Here is a 17,989-nt window from a genome sequence, read left to right on the forward strand (position 1 = left end):
AAGGCTTACCCATGCGTCGAATTTTTCTGTTGTTTGTTCTATTGATCTCAGGCCTGGCCCAGGCCGCCAACGATCCGTTCGCTACCAAACCGGACTTCCTTCCGGTGGGCAAGGCGTTCATTTTCACTTCCGAGCGCCTGGATTCCGGTGAGACGCAACTCTATTGGCAGATCGCCGATGGCTACTATCTGTACCAGCAGCGTCTGAAGTTTGATGGCCTGCCGGTCGAGCACAAACCTGTCTTGCCCCAGGGCGAATCTCATAGCGATGAGTTTTTCGGTGAACAACAGGTGTACCGCCAGGGGCTGGAACTGAAGATACCTGCCGGCGCTACCGGGCAGGTCAAGGTAGGATTTCAGGGCTGTGCCGATGCCGGCCTGTGTTATCCGCCGCAAACCCAGGTCGTCGACCTGGGGGGCACAGCCGTTGTAGCCGCGACCGCCGAGGCGCCGGACCAGGCCCTGGCCAGTGGTTTGCAACAACGGGCGCTGGGCTGGAGCCTCCTGGTGTTCTTTGGCCTCGGCCTGCTATTGGCGTTCACCCCGTGCACCTTGCCCATGCTGCCGATTCTCGCCGGTTTGATCGTCGGCAGCGGCGCCACGCCTCGACGCGGCTTCGCCCTCGCCAGCAGTTATGTGGTCAGCATGGCCCTGGTGTATGCGGCGATGGGTGTTCTGGCGGCGATGCTTGGCGCCAATCTGCAGGCCTTGCTGCAGAACCCGTGGCTGCTGGGCACCTTTGCCGCCGTGTTTGTGTTGCTGGCGTTGCCCATGTTCGGCTTTTTCGAATTGCAGCTGCCGGTGGCCATTCGTGACCGCCTGGAGAATGTATCGCGCAACCAGCGCGGCGGCAGCCTGATTGGCGCCGGCGTGCTGGGGGCCGTGTCCGGCCTGCTGGTCGGCCCTTGCATGACCGCCCCCCTGGCGGGCGCCCTGCTCTACATCGCGCAGAGCGGCAATGCGCTGCATGGCGGGCTGATCCTGTTCGCCATGGGCATCGGAATCGGGGTGCCGCTGCTGTTGCTGGTAACGGTCGGCAACCGCTTCCTGCCCAAGCCGGGCGCCTGGATGAACCTGCTCAAAGGCGTGTTCGGTTTCCTGTTCCTCGCCACCGCGCTGCTGATGCTGCGCCCAGTGCTGGATGAATCCCTGTGGGTTGGGCTATGCGGTGCGTTGCTGTTGATCGCGGCTTACAGCGCCTGGAAACAATCCCAAGGATTTGGCCGGGTAGCCCAGCTGTTCGGCGCCAGTTCGATATTGATGGGCTTGTGGGGCAGCCTGCTGGTGATCGGCGCGGCGGGCGGCGGTGATGACTTGTTCAAACCATTGCAGGTCTACAGCGCCGCGAATTCGAGCAGTGTTGCCCGCCCGGTCGGCCACGATGCCTTCACCACCCTCAAGGATCCCGCCGAGCTGCAGCGGGAACTGGATGCGGCGAAGGCGCAAGGTCAATGGGTGTTGCTCGACTACTACGCCGACTGGTGCGTGTCCTGCAAAATCATGGAAAAACGTGTGTTCGGCCAGCCAGACGTGCTCGCGGCGCTCAGTGACGTACGCTTGCTGCGCCTGGACGTGACTGCCGACAACGACGCCAGTCGCGAACTTCTTGGCCGCTACAAAGTGCCAGGACCACCGAGCCTGCTGTGGATTGGCGCCGACGGCGAGGAGCGACGCAGCCAGCGAATTACTGGCGAAGTCGATGCCGCCACTTTCCTGCAACGCTGGACCCTCACCCGAGAGGCCCGTTAATGCTGACTCTCACGCTCGGCACCTTTGCCATCGCGCTCAATCACCTGCTGTTGATCGGTGCCCTGGCGCTGGCCACCTTCGTCGGTTGGCGAGCAGCCAAGCGCGGCGGCGAGAATCCCGAGTCGGTACTGTTCAGCCTGTTCCTGATCGGCATGCTGGCCGCACGGATCAGCTTCGTGGCGCTCTATTGGACGCACTATCGCAACGATCCCTGGCAAGTCATCGACCTGCGCGACGGCGGCTTCCTCGCCTGGCCCGGGGTGATCGCGCTGCTGCTCGCCGCCGTGTTTCGAGGCTGGCGCCGTCCCGGCCTGCGCCGTCCGCTGGGGTTTGGCGTCGGCAGCGGCCTGGCGTTCTGGCTGCTCGCCACGTTTTCCCTGTCCATCTACGAACAGGGCACGCGCCTGCCGGAAATCACCTTGCGCAACGCGGCCGGGGAAACCGTGCAGCTGGAGGACTACAAGGGTGGCCCGCTGGTCATCAATCTCTGGGCCACCTGGTGCCCGCCCTGTCGCCGGGAAATGCCGGTGCTGGAAAACGCCCAGCAACAGCGTCCGGACCTGACTTTCCTATTCGTCAATCAGGCCGAGAGCATGCAAAGCGTCAGCACCTACCTGGAAACCCAGGGCCTGAGCCTGTCGAACGTACTGTTCGATGGCAGTGGCCGCCTGGGCCAGGCAGTAGGTTCGATGGCCTTGCCGACTACGCTGTTCTATAACAATGAGGGCCGCCTGCTGGGCAGCCATCTGGGAGAACTGTCGGAAGCCAGCCTGGCCCGCGCCCTGGAAAACTTCGACAGCCCCAACTCCACTACTTCTTCAAGGAAACTCCCATGCCCCGCCTCCGCCACCTGCTGACGTTGACCCTGGGCACAGCCCTGTTGCACCTGCCATTTGCCCAGGCTGCCGAGGAGTTACCTGAAGCGATCAAGAAGATCGAAGCCAAGGGCGCAAAAATCGTCGGCCAGTTCGACGCACCGGACGGTCTGCGCGGTTATGCCGCGCAATACCAGAACCGCGGCATGGCGCTGTACCTGACCCCGGATGGCAAACACGTGCTGCTGGGCAATCTGTATGACGCCGAGGGCAACGACCTCAGCAGCGCGCCCCTGCAGAAGCTGGTCTACGCGCCGATGTCCAAGGAAGTCTGGGGCAAGATGGAAGCGAGCAACTGGATTGCCGACGGCAACAAGGACGCTCCACGCGTGGTGTACCTGTTCAGCGATCCGAATTGCCCTTACTGCAACATGTTCTGGGAACAAGCGCGGCCGTGGGTTAAAGCCGGCAAAGTGCAGCTGCGGCACATTATGGTCGGCATCATTCGCGAGGACAGCCCGGGCAAATCCGCAGCGCTGCTGGCCGCCAAGGATCCGCAAAAAGCCTTGGCCGACCACGAAAAATCCGGCAAGGCCAGTACGCTCAAGGCCTTGAAAGATGTCCCACCAGCGATCCAGGCCAAGCTCGCGGCGAACATGCAGCTAATGGAAGAGCTGGAGTTGTCGGCTACTCCGGCGATTTTCTACATGGACGACAAGGGTGAGTTGCAACAACAGCAGGGTGCACCGTCGCCGGATAAGTTGGTGAAGATTTTAGGGCCAAAGTGAGGCTTGGGAGCGTGCATTCAGGGTAGGCGCGTTATCGTTGACGTCCATCGCCGGCAAGCCGGGCTCCTACGTAGGGACCGTGCACAATCAGATAAGCGTAGCGCGCCGGCTTGATGCCTTGGTCGGCCCGAAGGCCGCCACGGCCCGGTTGTTGATCGCGGACGCCCATTAACCACGCTGGCCGAACGCAGGCATTGCGCAGCGGGGAAACCGGCAAGGATGCCGGTTTAGCCGCGCTGGGCCAGGGACGGCCCATCGCGGCGACCCGCGGAGCAATGCCGGAGAGAGGGCACACCGAGCCTAAGCGAGGTGCCGAGTGGTGGGGCAAAAGGCGCTTGGTTACTTGGCGCCTCTCCAAGTGACCCGCCGTAAGGGCGGAACCAATGGCAGCCGTGACCGCAGAAATGGATATGCCCCCCTCAAATGGCCCCATCGCGAGCAAGCTTTGCTCCCACAGTTATTCTGTCCACACAAGTACCCTGTTCCCAGAGTTAATCTGCTCCACAAGTACCCTGTTCCCACAGTGAATCTACTTCCACAAGTATTCTGAGCTCACAAGGTCCCATCCAAATTCAAGGGATGTGCAGGGTCAAACAAGCGCAGCGCGCCGGCTTGATGCCTTGGTCGGCCCGAAGGCCGCCACGGCCAGGTTGTTGATCGCGGACGCCCATTAACCACGCTGGCCGAACGCAGGCATTGCGCAGCGGGGAAACCGGCAAGGATGCCGGTTTAGCCGCGCTGGGCCAGGGACGGCCCATCGCGGCGACCCGCGGAGCAATGCCGGAGAGAGGGCACACCGAGCCTAAGCGAGGTGCCGAGTGGTGGGGCAAAAGGCGCTTGGTTACTTGGCGCCTCTCCAAGTGACCCGCCGTAAGGGCGGAACCAATGATAGCCGTGACCGCAGAAATGGATATGCCCCCCTCAAATGGCCCCATCGCGAGCAAGCTTTGCTCCCACAGTTATTCTGTCCACACAAGTACCCTGTTCCCGCAATGAATCTACTTCCACAAGTACCCTGTTCCCACAGTTAATCTGCTCCACAAGTACCCTGTTCCCACAGTGAATCTACTTCTACAAGTACCCTGTTCCCACAGTGAATCTACTTCCACAAGTATTCTGAGCTCACAGGATCCCATCCAAATTCAAGGGATGTGCAGGGTCAAACAAGCACAGCGCGCCGGCTTGATGCCTTGGTCGGCCCGAAGGCCGCCACGGCCGGGTTGTTGATCGCGGACGCCCATTAACCACGCTGGCCGAACGCAGGTATTGCGCAGCGGGTAAACCGGCAAGGATGCCGGTTTAGCCGCGCTGGGCCAGGGACGGCCCATCGCGGCGACCCGCGGAGCAATGCCGGAGAGAGGGCACACCGAGCCTAAGCGAGGTGCCGAGTGGTGGGGCAAAAGGCGCTTGGTTACTTGGCGCCTCTCCAAGTGACCCGCCGTAAGGGCGGAACCAATGACAGCCGTGACCGCAGAAATGGATATGCCCCCCTCAAATGGCCCCATCGCGAGCAAGCTTTGCTCCCACAGTCATAAATATTCCCAAGCAATCCCAAAGAATCACAACCCCTCAAGCTCCGCCATCAAATCATTCAACCGATCCACCTTCTCCTCAGTGATATCGCCAGTCGCCAGCCCATCAATGTATTCGGCCAACTCCTCAACAGTGCTGCACTCGAACATCGCCCGCAGCGGCACATCACGCTGCAACGCCTTCTGCACCCGCGAAGCAATCTGCGTCGCCAGCAACGAATGGCCGCCCAACTCAAAGAAATTATCGCGAACACCGACCCTGTCGACCTTCAACACCTCAGCCCAGATGTCCGCCAACTTCAGCTCAAGCTCACTGCGCGGCGCCTGATAATCCTGGCCCTGCAACTGACCGATTTCCAAAGCCGGCAAAGCCTTGCGATCAAGCTTGCCGTTGGCATTGAGCGGCATCCGCTCCAGCCACAACCAATGCAGCGGCACCATGTATTCCGGTAACTCCGCACGCAGACGCTGCTTAATGCGCTCCAGGCGTTCGCCGGGATTGAGTGCTGAATCCGCCGCCACCAGATAACCCACCAGGTGCTTGCCATTGGCGCCCTCCTGCACGCCTACGGCGGCGTCCCGAACCTCTGGCTGTTCGTGCAGGCGCGCCTCGATTTCACCCAGCTCGATGCGATAGCCGCGAATTTTTACCTGATGATCGATGCGCCCAACATACTCCAGCACACCATCGCTGCGACGCCGGGCCAGGTCACCGGTGCGATACAGACGATCCCCCGGCGCGCCGAACGGATTGGGCACGAACGCCTGGGCAGTGCGCAGCGGATCGCTCACATAGCCGCGTCCAACCCCGGTCCCGGCAACACACAATTCGCCCACTGCGCCCAACGGCACCAACTCCAGCGCGCCATCCAGCAGGTACAGGCGGTTGTTGTCGGTCGGCGTACCGATCGGCAAATAGGTACTGCGGGTCGAGGCCAGGTCGACCCGATAAAAAGCCACGTCATCGGAACATTCCGCCGGGCCATAGGCATTCACCAGGCCGATCTGCGGGTAACGCAGCAGCCATTGGTGGGCCAGCTCGGGCGGCATGGCTTCACCGGTCGGCAGCATCCAGCGCAGGCCATCGAGGCTCATGCGTTCCAGGGCGAGCATGCCCTGGATCAGCGACGGCACGCTCTCCAATACGGTGACGCCCTGGGCGGCCACGTGTGCCAGCAGTCCCTGCGGATCATGGGCGATGACGTTCGGCACGATGTCCACCCGCGCTCCGAACAGCGGCGCAGCGAGGAATTGCCAGACCGAAATGTCGAAGCTTTGCGAAGCGGTCTGCGCGATCACATCCTGCTCGCTCAGGTCCAGGTACGGCACCTTGCTCAACTGATTGTTGAGCATGCCACGCTGCTCGACCATCACGCCCTTCGGCAAGCCGGTGGAACCCGAGGTGTAGATCACATAAGCGAGGTTGTCCGGGCCACTGTAGAGGCCAGGATTGGTGACCGCCACGGCGCTTGCTTGCACCTCTTCCCAGACCAGCAACTTCGGCCGAGCCGCGCAACTGAATGAGTCCAGCAGAGCAACCGCCTGCTCGCGGCAAGCCTGGGTGCAGACCAGCAATGGCGTGCGGCTCAGATCGACGATGCGGCTCAATCGCTGGCTCGGCAGACCAGGATCCAGCGGCAGATAACCCGCACCCGCCTTGAAGCTGCCGATAATCATCCCGAGCAAATCAAGGTTGCGTTCGGCCAGCAAGGCCACCGGTTGATCCAGCCCGACTCCGGCCGCCTGCAGTGCATGACCGAGGCGGTTACTGCACTCATTCAGTTCGGCATAGGTGTGCTGCTGATCGAGGAAGCTGGCGGCCACTCGCTGCGGATGCCTGGCCACCTGCTCCTCGAACAGCGCAACGTAGCTCTGCGCCAGGGGATATTCATGGGCGCTCTGGTTGCACCCGTGGATCAGGAATTCCTGTTCCTCGACACCCAGCAGCGGCAAGTCCGCCATGTCGCCATGGAAGCCCTGCATCAGCGCCAGCAGCAGGCGCTTGAATTCGGCGAGCATGCGTTCGACCGTGGACTCGTCGAAGAAACGTTGATCGTAAAACAGATGCAGGCCCAGGTCGTCACCCGGATAACACACCGCCGTCAGTGGGAAATTGGTGTGGGTACGGCCTGAATCCGAAGTCGCATTAAGGCTCTGCGCGCGATCGAGTACCGAGACCTCGACCGGGGCGTTTTCAAACACGAACAAGCTGTCGAACAGCGGCTGGCCCTTGGGCAGCTCACTGTGTTCCTGAATGCTCACCAATGGCAGGTACTCGTATTCGCGCAGCTGCATATTGCTGTCGAGCAACTCGCCAAGCCATTGGCGAACGCTGCACCGCTGATCGTCTCCAGGCATTTTCACCCGCAGCGCGATGCTGTTGATGAACAGCCCCACAGTGCGTTGCATCGCCGGTATTTCTACCGGGCGCCCAGCGACCGTGACGCCAAACAACACGTCGCGATCGCCACTGAGGCGCCGCAGGACCAGGGCCCACGCCGCCTGGGCGAAAGTGTTGATGGTCAATTGATGGGCCTGGGCCAGTTCGCGCAGTTGCACGCCATCCCGGGCATCCAGGCGGGTGTAGCAGTTGCCGACGACCATGCCGCCGCTTTCGCCGGCATGTTCGCGCAGGAAGGGTCGGTCGCTGGGGATCGGCGTGGTCCGTTCAAAACCCTGCAGATTGCTTTTCCACCACTGCCGGGCTTCGGCGAGGCTCTGGCCTTGCAACCAGGCGATGTAGTCGCGGTAGCGCGGCGGCAGCGCCAACTGGGCATCGCGCCCTTCACCGAGGGCGGAGTAGATCTCAAAGAAGTCATTCATCAACAGCGATCGGCACCAGGCATCGATCAGGATGTGGTGATTGCTCATCATGAACCAGTAACGCGCCGCGTCGACACGGATCAGGCGCAGGTGGAACGGCGCCTGGTTGAGCAGATCGAATCCGGTCTCTCGCTCGTTTTTGAGCAACGCCTGCAACTTGGGTTCTTGCTCGGCCTGGGCTATGGCCGACCAGTCGTGGTACTCGATCGGCGTGCTGCCCGGCTTGTGGATCACCTGCAGCATGTCCTCGCCGACGTTCCAGCAGAAGGATGCGCGCAGGGCCTCGTGACGGGCGATCACCGCATGCCAGGCTTGGGCAAAACGCTGCGGGTCGAGCTCGCTGTTGATGCGGTAGCGGTCCTGCATGTAGTACAGGCCGGTGCCTGGTTCCAGCAAGGTGTGCAACAGCATGCCTTCCTGCATCGGCGTCAGCGGGTAGACGTCTTCGATGAGCGCGGCCGGCACCGGCAGCGCGTCGAGCTGGGGTTGGCTGAGTTTCGCCAGCGGGAAGTCCGACGGCGTCAGGCCGCCCGCGTCATCGCGCAGGCAGTGCTCGATCAGGCCCTGCAATTGTTCGAGGTAGGCGTTTGCCAACTCAGTGATGGTTTGCCGATCGTGGCGCTCGGTGCTGAAGGTCCAGCGCATCACCAGCTCACCGCCGTAGACCTGGCTGTCGACGCTCAGCTCATTGGGCAGTGCAGCCTGCGGATCGTGGGCTGCGCCGACCGGTTCATCCAGCGGGCGGAACAAGGCGTCGTCAGCAAAGCTCTGGTCGAACTGGCCCAGGTAATTGAAGGTGAGCTGCGGGACTGGCAAGGCCGCCATGGCCTCGCGGCAGGCGTCATCGGCCAGATACCGCAGTACCCCGTAACCCAGGCCCTTGTGCGGCACGGCGCGCAGTTGCTCCTTGATCGCCTTGATCGAGTGCCCCTGGTCGAGCGCTGGAGTCAGGCGCAACGCGAATGCGCTGGTAAACCAGCCGACCGTGCGGCTCAGGTCGACTTCTTCGAACAGGGTCTCGCGGCCGTGGCCTTCGAGCTGGATCAACGCCGACTCATGCCCGCTCCAGCGGCACACAACCCGAGCCAGCGCGGTTAGCAGCAGGTCGTTGACCTGGGTGCGATAGGCGCTGGGAGCCTGTTGCAGCAACTGCCGGGTACGTTCAGCGTCCAGGCGGACGCTAATGGTCTCGGCGTGGCGGTGCTGCCGTCCGCCCTCGGGTCGGGCACACGGCAGCGCGACATCCGGCCCCGCCAGTTGCGCCTGCCACCAGCCCAGTTCCTCGCGCAGGGATTCGCTGCCGGCATAGGCCTGCAAGCGCGCGGCCCAGTCACGCAAGGCACTGGTCTTCGCCGGCAGTTGCACAGGTTTTGCGCCGATCAACTGACGATAAGCCGTCTGTACATCGTCCAGCAGCACTCGCCAGGAGACCCCGTCGACCACCAGGTGGTGAATGGCGATGAACAGGCGTTGCTGCCCCTGCGGACCATCCACCAACAGCGCCCGCAGCAACGGCCCCTGCGCAAGATCGAGGCTGCGCTGGGCGTCGGCGAACAGCGCGATGCACTGCTCCATGGATTTGACCCGCACCTGCCACAGCACCGGGATCTCGCTGGCCGCCTGGTGTTCGGCGCGCCAGGCCCCCGCTGCCCTGGTGAAGCGCAATCGCAGCGCATCATGCTGCGCGATCACCGCCAGCAATGCCTGCTCCAGGCAATGGGGCTCGAGTAACACGGTCGGTTCCAGCAGCAAAGCCTGGTTCCAGTGCTGCGGTTCGGGGAATTTGCTGTCGAAGAACCAGTGCTGGATCGGCGTCATCCGCGACTCGCCGCTGAGCAGTCCTTGTTCGGCCACCACCTGCTCAGTGCGCGTGGCGATGGCGGCAAGTGTCTGCACTGTCTGGTGCTGGAACAGGTCCCGCGGGCTGAAATGAATGCCTTGCTGACGGGCCCGGCTGACCACCTGGATCGACAGGATCGAATCGCCACCGAGTTCGAAAAAGTTGTCGTTCAAACCGACCTGCGAGACGTTCAGCACTTCACACCAGATGCTGGCCAGGGTCAGTTCCAGCTCGTTGCGCGGCGCCACGTAATGCTGACGATTGAGCTCCGGGTCCGGCGCTGGCAGCGCGCGGCGATCGAGCTTGCCGTTGGCCGTCAGCGGCCAGTGGGCCAGCAGGATCAGATGCGTCGGCACCATATAGTCCGGCAGCTGGGTTTTGAGGTGCGCCTTGAGGGATTCGCGCAGGTCTGTCTGGTGCGCTTCATCCTGGTTTGCAACCGCCGTCAGCAGGTAGCCGACCAGCTGTTTGCCGCTTGGCGCATCGAGCGCCAGCACCACCGCTTCGCGCACCGACTCATGCTCCAGCAGGCGGTTTTCGATCTCGCCAAGCTCAATGCGAAAACCGCGGATCTTCACTTGATGATCGATGCGTCCGAGGTATTCCACCAGCCCGTCGTCGCGCTGGCGCACCAGGTCGCCAGTGCGATACAGGCGCCCGCCATCGGTGGCAAAGGGGTCGGCGACGAACCGCTCGGCAGTCATGCCCGGACGCTCGTGGTAACCCTGGGCCATGCCGGCGCCACCGATGAACAGCTCGCCCGTTGCGCCCTGGGGTACCAACGCCAGGTCGGCGTCGAGGATGTAGGCGACCCGAGCGCCGATCACGCTGCCTATCGGTACGCTGCCCATGCCTTCTTCCAGTTTTTCCGGGGCCAGGCTGGCCAGCGGCATGACCACGGTTTCAGTCGGACCATAGGCATTGAAGAACAGGCTCGGCTTGAACGCTGCGCGAATTCGCTGCAGATGTTCACCGGTCAAGGCCTCACCACCGGTAATGCACATGCGCACCGGCAAGGTCTCATTGCGGGTGGCGAGCCATTGTGCCAACTGGCTGCCATAGCTTGGAGTGAAGCCGAGGATGTTGATCGGGTGCCGACGGATCAGCTCGCAGATTTCCTCGGCATCCCACTGACCCTGCGCTCGCAATACCACCTGAGCGCCGCTCAACAGCGGCACCAGCAAGCGCTCGGTGGCGGCGTCGAAATTGATCGAGTAGAAATGCAGTTCGCAATCGTCGGGCCGCATGCCGAAGCGCTCGATGACCGCGCGGCAATGCATGGCGATTTCACCGTGGGACACCACCACGCCCTTGGGTTTGCCGGTGGAGCCCGAGGTGTAGATCAGGTAGGCCTGATGCTGGGGCAAACTGCTGCGCGGCAGCTCATGCGTCGGGTAGTCGGCCAGGGCGGCGCTGTCATCTTCCAGGCACCAGCGCGCCACTTCAGGCGGCAACTCCCCCAGGGCCTTGAACATGGCCGCGTCGCTGAGGAGCAAGCCAATGCCGCTGTCCTCGATCATGTAGTGCAAACGGTCCAGCGGGCATTCCGGGTCCAGCGGCACGTACGCGCCGCCCGCCTTGAGGATCGCCAGCAAGCCGACCACCATCTCCAGCGAGCGCTCCAGCGCCAGGCCGACCCGCACCTGCGGGCCGACCCCACGCTCACGCAGCATCCAGGCCAGGCGATTGGCCCGGTTGTCGAGTTCGCCATAACTCAAGGTCTGTCCGGCGAAGGTCAACGCCTGTGCAGCGCTGCGCAGCCGCGCCTGCTCACTGAACAGATGATGGATGCACTGGTCCAGGTGATGTTCGCCAGGCTCCATGCCCAGGCTGTCGAGCAGGTTTTGCTGCTCGTCGGCCGCCAGCAGCGGCAACTCGCTCAGGCGCTGTTGCGGATCGGCCAGCAACGCTTGCAGCAGGTTGCGCCAATGCCCGGCCATGCGCGCAATGCGCGGTTCATCAAACAGATCGGTGCTGTAGGTCAGGCAGCAACCCAGGCGGTGGTCGAGGTCGGTGACTTCCAGGTTGAGGTCAAACTTGGTGGCGCGGGCATCGTTCGCCAGGTACTCGACGGTCATCCCGGCCAGATTGCGTTTCTGCTGGAACTCCCAGCGCTGCACATTGCACATCACCTGGAACAGCGGGTTATAGGCGGCGCTGCGTGGCGGCTGCAAGGCTTCCACCAGGTGATCGAACGGCAGATCCTGATGGGACTGGCCTTCGATGACGGTGTGCCGGACCTGCTCGAACAACTCGCCGACGGACATCTGCCCGTCCAGCTGGCAGCGCAGGACCTGGGTATTGAGGAACGCCCCGATCAGTCCTTCGCTCTCCGGGCGGATGCGGTTGGCCACCGGCGCACCGATGCGCAGGTCGCTCTGGCCGCTGTAGCGATAGAGCAGGACGGCCAGCGCAGCAGTCATGGTCATAAACAAGGTCAGGCCGTGTTGCGCATTGAAGCTGCGCACCTGCGCGGCCAGCTCGTCGCTCAGGTCAAACCGGTACAGCTCGCCCCGATGGCTCTGCACCGCCGGGCGCGCACGATCGGCGGGCAGCTCCAGCAACGGATGTTCCCGGCCCAGTTGCGCGGTCCAGTAATCCAGTTGCCGCTGACGCTCGCCGGACTCCAGCCACTGGCGCTGCCAGACGCTGTAGTCCAGATACTGCACAGGCAGCGGTGCCAGGGGAGACTGGCGGCCATCGACCAGGGCTTCATACAGTGCGCTGAGCTCCCGGGCAAAAATATCCATGGCCCAGCCTTCGGTGACGATGTGGTGCAGTGTCAGTACCAGGTAGTGCTCCTGCAGGGCCGTCCTGACCAGGCAGGCGCGCAGCAGTGGCCCGGTTTCCAGATCGAAAGGCTGGTGTGCCTCCTCGTCCGCCAGTTGCTGGACCTGGCGCTCGCGATCCGCAGCTGCCAGAGCACTGAAGTCCCTCAACTCCAGGCGCATGCCAGCGTGCGGATGCACCTGCTGGCGAGCCACGCCGTCGATACTCGGGAAGGTCGTGCGCAGGGTTTCATGACGCATGATCAGGGCCTGCAGGGCTGCGTCGAAGCGTTCGACATCCAGCTCGCCGCGCAGGCGCGCCATGCCACCGACGTTGTAGGCCGGGCTGTCGGGTTCCATTTGCCAGAGGAACCACATGCGTTGTTGGGAGTACGACAGCGGCACCGGCTGGTTGCGGTCAACCTGCTCGATCGGCGGTTGCCGATTGGTGTTGCCGCTGACCTGAATCAAGCGCACCTGTTCGGCGAACGCACCCAGCTCACTGTTCTCGAACAGCGCCCGCAGCGGCAGTTCGACGTCACACGCCTGGCGAGTTCGGGAAATGATTTGCGTGGCCAGCAACGAGTGGCCGCCAAGGGCGAAGAAGTCATCTCCCAGGCCGATCTGTGGATGACCCAATATTTGGCGCCAGATGTCGGCGATCTGCTGCTGCAGCGCGGTCACCGGTTCGACATGTTCGCGCACCTGCCACAGCGGCTCCGGCAAGGCCCGGCGATCGAGTTTGCCGCTGGGACTCAGGGGCATCGCATCCAGGCGCATCAGTTGCGCCGGCACCATGTACTCGGGCAGCTCGGCGGCCAGCGCACTGAGCAGCCGGGCGTCTTGCCCGGCCTGTTGTTGGGCGCTGGGCGTGCTGGTGTAATAGCCGATTAGCTGCGGGCCAGCGACCGTATCGCGCACCAGCACTGCGGCCTGGACCACTGCGTCCTGAGCCAGCAGGCGGGCTTCGATTTCCTGCGGCTCGACGCGGAACCCGCGCAACTTGACCTGCTGATCGAGCCGCCCGAGGTATTCAATTACCCCATCCGCCCTCCACCGCGCCCGGTCGCCGGTTCGATACAGGCGCGCCCCGGGTTCGCCCAGGGGGTCGGCGACAAAACGTTCGGCGGTCAACGCCGGACGGCCCAGGTAACCGCGCGCCAGGCCAAGGCCGCCGATGCACAGCTCACCCGGCACGCCAAACGGGAGCGCATTCAGTTCGCTGTCCAGGACCCGGCACAGGACGTTGCCCAGAGGACGGCCGATTGGCGAGCGCTCGCCGTCGGCGCGGGTGCAGTGCCAGTGAGTGACGTTGATCGCGGTCTCAGTCGGGCCATAACGATTGTGCAACTGCACTGCTGGCAACTGCGCCAGGACCCGGTCGCGCAGGTCGGGAGCCAGGGCTTCACCGCCGCTGAATACTCGACGCAAGCTACTGCACCCGGCGCTCAGCGGCTCGTCGACGAACAACGAAAGCAACGGTGGCACGAAGTGCAAGGTGGTGACGCCATACTGTTGCACCAGGCTCGCAATACGGTGCGGATCGCGGTGCTCGCCCGGCGCCGCGATCAGCAAGCGCGCACCGCTGACCAGCGGCCAGAAACACTCCCACACCGAGACGTCGAAACTGATCGGGGCCTTTTGCATCAGCACGTCGGTTTCGTCGAGGCGGTAAGTGTCCTGCATCCACTGCAACCGTTCGGCCAAAGCTGCATGGGTATTGCCGACGCCCTTGGGCTGGCCGGTAGAACCCGAGGTGTAGATCACATACGCCAGGTTGTCGCCTTGCAAGTGCAGGCCGGGCGCATGGCTTGGCCAGCTCTCCAGGTGCAGGGTGTCCATGGCAATCACGCTGACGCCGGCGGTGGCCGGCAAGCGTTCGAGCAACGCGGTCTGGGTCAGCAGCAACTCGACGGCGCTGTCGCCGAGCATGTAGGCCAGGCGCTCGGCCGGATAGTCAGGATCCAGAGGCACGTAGGCACCGCCGGCCTTGATGATTGCCAGCAGGCCGATCAACAGCTGCGGCGAACGGTCCGCAGCGATGGCCACGCGGACGTCAGGGCCGACTCCCTTGTCGCGCAGGTAATGGGCCAGGCGGTTGGCCTGGGTGTGCAGCTGGGCAAAATCGAGGCTGCCGTTTTCCCAGATCAGCGCAGTGCGCTCGGGGGTCAGGCGCGCCTGTTCGTTGAGCTGGTCTGCAAGCCATAGAGTGGCCGGAGCACAGGGGGCACTGCTGCATTGGGCAAGTTGGGCCTGTTCGCTCAACGTCATCAGGCGCAGGTCGCCAATGGCGGTGCCGGGCTGCTCGCAGACTGCGCGCAGCAGGTTGCAATAGTGCTCGGCCAGGCGCTCGATAGTACTGGCGTCAAACAGTTCGCTGGCGTAGTCGAAGGACAGGCTCAGGCGTCCCTTCTGGTCTTCTTCGCTGTGCAATTGCAGGTCGAACTTGGCTTCGCGGCTATGCCACGGCAGCTCCTCGGCCAGCAGGCCCGGCAACCGCCGCAGGGCACTCAGGTCGCGCTGCTGGTGGTTGAACATGACCTGGAACAGCCCTTGTTCGCGGGCCTGGGGAAAGGCTTCCAGCAGCTGTTCGAACGGCAGGTCCTGGTGGGCTTGCGCACCCAGGACGGAGTCCCGGGTCTGCGCCAGCAGCTCGATAAACGACTGGCGCGAATCCACCTCGGCGCGCAGCACCTGGGTGTTGATGAAAAAGCCGATCAGGCCCTGGGTTTCCAGGCGCGGACGGTTGGCGTTGGGCACCCCGATGCGAATGTCCCGTTGACCGCTGTAGCGATGCAACAGGCTCTGGAACGCAGCAAGCAGCAGCATGAATGGAGTGGATTGATGCGCCAGGGCGGTCTGGCGAATGGCGTTGCCCAGGGCCGCATCCAGCTTCACCCCGTGACGCGCGGCGCTGCGCACATGCTGCGCCGAGCGCGGGTGGTCGGTTGCCAGACTGAGGGTCGGATGCTCGTCGCCCAATTGTGCTTTCCAGTAGGCCAGCTGCCGCTCGCCCTCCCCTTGCGCCAGCCATTGGCGCTGCCAGCTGGCGTAGTCGGCGTACTGGGTCGGCAGCGCGTCAAGTGCGACGGTCTGCCCCTGGGACGTGGCGGCGTAAATCCGCGAAAACTCGTCGATCAGTACATTCAACGACCAGCCGTCAGCGATGATGTGGTGCATCGTCATCAGCAGTTGATGATCCTGGTCGTCGAGGCGGACCAGGGTTGCCCACCACAGCGGGCCTTGCTCCAGATCGAACTGGGTGCGCGCCTCGTCCTCACGAATCTGCAGGGCTCGGGCTTCCCGTTCGGCAATGGGCAAGTGGCTGATATCGATCACCTGCAGATTAAACTCAGCGGCGGTATCGACCTGTTGCAGCGCCACCCCGTCGCGCTCGAAAAAGCGTGTGCGCAAGGCCTCATGGCGCCCGATCAACTGCTGGAAACTGGCGCGCAACGCATCCTCATCCAGCTCGCCGCGCAGCCGCAGACCGCCGGGAATGGTGTAGGCGCTGCTCTGCCGATCAAGCTGCCAGGTGATCCACAAGCGGTTTTGCGCCAGGGACTGTGGCAACGCTTCGCGGCGCGACAGGCTGGCGATGGCGCCCTGGGCCTGGCCCCCATCCTGTTGTTGCTGGAGTACCGCCTGGGTGAATGCGCCCAGGGTCGGCGCTTCGAACAGCAGGCGCAGATTCAGCTCCAGGCCGAGCGCCTCGCGCAGGTGGGCGACCACCTGGGTGGCGGCAATGGAGTTGCCACCCAGCAGGAAGAAGTGGTCATCGGCGCTGACCTGCTCGACCTGCAACTGCTCGCCCCAGATCCTGCCAATCAGGCCTTGCAGTTCAGACCCTGTTTCGCTTGCGGCCTTGTTGGCCGGGGTCGCTGACGGAAACTGTGCGTAGCAATCGAGGCTGCCCTCATCCAGGCGAATGCGACAGGCCGAGCGTTGCAGTTTGCCGCTGGAAGTCTTCGGCAGCGCGCCCGGATTGAGCAACACCACCACACCCGGGGCCTCCTGATACGCCTCGGCCACCGCTTGCCGAATGGCTTTGATCAGCGCCTCGGGCGGCAGGATTTTCTGCACGCTGCGGCTGATTTCTGCAGCGATGCCGATGCCTTCGACTCCGTCGACTGTCACGGCAAATGCTGCAACACGGCCCTTGCGCACCACCTCGACTTCGCGCTCGATGGTCTGCTCGATGTCTTGCGGGTACAGGTTGTGGCCGCGCACGATCAGCAGGTCTTTCAGGCGCCCGGTGATGAACAGTTCACCGTCGCGCAGGAACCCCAGGTCGCCTGTGCGCAGCCAGGTGCGGCCGTCGTGCTGGACGAATGTCTGGGCGCTGGCCTGGGGATTGCGCCAGTAGCCATGGGCGATGCTCGGCCCACTGGCCCAGACCTCCCCCACGCAATTGTCGGCGAGCTGCTCGAATTTTACCGGGTCGATCACTCGCACCGCATGGCCCGGCTGGCTGACCCCGCAACTCATGACCGCGCTGCCCGCGCCAGCCTCGACACGATTGCCGGCCAGTGCCAGGTCGTCGACTCGCAGGCTGCCGATACCCTGGCCCCGCTTGCTTCCCGCAACGAACAAAGTCGCCTCGGCCAATCCGTAGGACGCCATGAAGGACTGTGGAGTAAATCCACAGCTGGCGAATTTTTCGGCGAAGCGTTCCAGGGTATCCAGGCGAATCGGTTCGGACCCGGAATAGGCCACTCGCCAGCGGCTGAGATCGAGCCGCTCCAGCGCGGATTCGCTGACCCGCTCGCTGCACAGGCGGTAGGCGAAATCCGGCCCGCCGCTGATGGTGCCGCCGTATTCGCTGAGCGCTTCGAGCCAGCGCAACGGCCGTCCGAGGAAGTACGCGGGCGACATCAAGACACAGGGCACGCCACTGAAAATCGGCTGCAGCAGTCCCCCGATCAGGCCCATGTCGTGGTACAGCGGCAGCCAGCTGACAATGACGTCGTCGGGGTTCAGATCGATGCCGAAGCCCTGGCGGATCAGCAGCTCATTCGCCACCAGATTGCCGTGGCTGACCTGCACGCCTTTAGGTAACGCGGTGGAGCCGGAGGTGTACTGCAGGAAAGCGATGTGCTCGTCCTGCACCGAGGGTTCGAGCCAATGACCGGCCTGCTCGCGGTCGAGGGTGTCGACGCACAGCAGCGGCGGCGCTCCTTCGATTTGCCCCAGGGCATCACGCAGGCCCGAGCTGGTCAGCAGCACGCGCGGCTCGGCATCGCTGATGATCGACAGCAGGCGCTCCTGATGATGACGCCGGGTGGATTCCGGCGGATAGGCCGGTACCGCAATCACGCCCGCATACAGGCAGCCAAAAAAGGCCGCGACATAGTCCGGGCCGCTGGGAAACAACAGCACCGCGCGATCGCCCGATTGAGCTTGCTGCTGCAATGCCCCGGCGATTATCCGCGCCCGCTCATCCAGCTCGCGATAGTTGAGCACCACCGCTTCATCCCGGGATTCGGCAAGAAACCTCAAGGCCACCCGATCCGGCGTCAGGGCCGCGCGGCGCTGGAGGGCTTGGACCAGATTGCTGGGGATTTCGAACGAGTCGGTCATGGGGTTTCCTGCAAAAAATTTGGGCTGTGTGTGCGGTGCCATTCACCAAGAGAACGGATGGAGTGGGACAAGAATTAGTCGTCGACGGCGATCGC

At 63.4% G+C, this 17,989-nt stretch carries 4 protein-coding genes; 3 read left to right on the forward strand and 1 reads right to left on the reverse strand.

Annotation, left to right across the window (positions count from 1 at the left end):
• The first annotated feature begins 11 nt into the window (after positions 1-11).
• From dsbD to dsbG, 3 genes are read left to right on the forward strand one after another with little or no spacing between them, the layout of a single operon-like run.
• Positions 12-1,748 (forward strand): protein-disulfide reductase DsbD, encoded by a 1,737-nt coding sequence (dsbD, locus tag ORL50_RS20995; protein WP_266017712.1) that lies wholly within the window; start codon positions 12-14, stop codon positions 1,746-1,748.
• Positions 1,748-2,605, forward strand: a complete 858-nt coding sequence (locus ORL50_RS21000; RefSeq protein WP_266017713.1) for a TlpA disulfide reductase family protein — start codon at positions 1,748-1,750, stop codon at positions 2,603-2,605. Before dsbD ends, ORL50_RS21000 begins: the two co-directional genes overlap by 1 nt.
• Entirely contained in the window at positions 2,581-3,351 is a 771-nt protein-coding gene (gene dsbG, locus ORL50_RS21005) for a thiol:disulfide interchange protein DsbG (RefSeq protein ID WP_266017715.1), read from the forward strand. Before ORL50_RS21000 ends, dsbG begins: the two co-directional genes overlap by 25 nt.
• Positions 3,352-4,910: 1,559 nt before the next feature.
• On the opposite strand, the gene ORL50_RS21010 is transcribed toward dsbG, so the two are convergent.
• The gene (locus ORL50_RS21010; RefSeq protein ID WP_266017717.1) at positions 4,911-17,894 is read right to left on the reverse strand and encodes a non-ribosomal peptide synthetase; all 12,984 of its coding nucleotides are present in this window, start codon (positions 17,892-17,894) and stop codon (positions 4,911-4,913) included.
• Positions 17,895-17,989: the final 95 nt, after the last annotated feature.

Origin of the sequence: Pseudomonas sp. RIT-562 (assembly GCF_026241895.1) — a bacterium.
Classification (GTDB): domain Bacteria; phylum Pseudomonadota; class Gammaproteobacteria; order Pseudomonadales; family Pseudomonadaceae; genus Aquipseudomonas; species Aquipseudomonas mandelii_F.